The 1,104-nt window shown below is 43.9% G+C and carries 1 protein-coding gene and 1 pseudogene; both read right to left on the bottom strand.

The features are described 5' to 3' along the window. Positions 1-25 precede the first annotated feature (25 nt). Positions 26-301 (bottom strand): hypothetical protein, encoded by a 276-nt coding sequence (locus HW443_RS11615; protein WP_176238263.1) that lies wholly within the window; start codon positions 299-301, stop codon positions 26-28. 259 nt (positions 302-560) lie between these two features. Next, positions 561-1,049 (bottom strand): annotated as a pseudogene (locus tag HW443_RS14155) (N-acetylmuramoyl-L-alanine amidase); the annotation flags it as partial. Positions 1,050-1,104: the final 55 nt, after the last annotated feature.

Below are 1,104 nucleotides of genomic sequence, written 5' to 3'. Positions count from 1 at the left end.
GCAATTCCTGGAGTAGGACTTTCACCTACAAGCCATGAGTCCTCCACGGCGCACTTTCCCCCACTCTGCCTACCCAAGCTACAACTTCTTCAAGGGTGAGATACGGTCCTGTTTTTTCGCCAGAGCGTTTTTCAATAAGCTCATGGATTTCTATCGTTAATTTACCTTCTATATCTTCTGTATCTTCTGCGATTTTATCGCGACCAAAATTAAATCGATAATAAATTCCTGCCACGATGATGATAATGACTAAAACCGCAGATATAAAAACCAATACACTGATTTTTTTGTTTTGTTTCATGACAAAATCACCTCCATTTACTAGTTTACCACGGCACGTTTGCAAGATAAAAATCTGAAATACTTTCGCTTCGAATAGTAGGATTTTGAAGGCTTATTACACGTATCCGTGCGGTAGGCGTAGAATGTCCCGCACCGGGAACAGGCCAACGCTCATTTCCATCATTTGCGGTGCTGACCACTGTGGTTCGCCAGGTGCGGCCACTGTCTTCAGAAAGTTCTATGCGTACACCGCTGGTTGCTGGTACTTCGGGGAAGTGTCACCAAATAATTCCGGATTGATATGCAGGATACCCTGCGCGCCTCCAACCTTCACCTCCCATAGGGGCAAAAACTATGGGCGACCTCATTCTGCCCATGAGACTTGCTACGGTAAGCCTTACTAAACGAGGAAGTCTATCATAAAAGAAGTAACCTGGGCAATTTTTGGCGGCAACATCCATGTGTCCAAATATGCGAGTTATATTGCGGGGAGTTCGTAAACCAGTGCCACCCGCAGCGCCAATCCAACCAACGCTAAGTGGATCGATGTTTCTTTGGTGAAAACGCCAGGCAATAAGTCTATTGGCGCTGTTAAATGCAGCAGTAGCAGGATTCTCATTAGTAAAAGTGCCAATAAAGCCAATTCCCATACTTCCAGTATTAAAACCTACTGCATGTGCTCCCCAAACGTCCTGAGGGGGTGATGCGTCTAGATTAGGGTTATGTCTCCCATGATAGATATTACCATGATGATCTATTAGGAAATTAGCGTATGTAACAAAATAAAGTTTACTTTTGAACCTGTTCTGTTGATTTCATTAA

The organism is Candidatus Hakubella thermalkaliphila, assembly GCF_013281975.1.
In the GTDB taxonomy this organism is placed as follows: domain Bacteria; phylum Actinomycetota; class Humimicrobiia; order Hakubellales; family Hakubellaceae; genus Hakubella; species Hakubella thermalkaliphila.
Note: the sequence above shows the minus strand (reverse complement) of the source record. Positions and strands in the feature narration are given on the sequence as shown.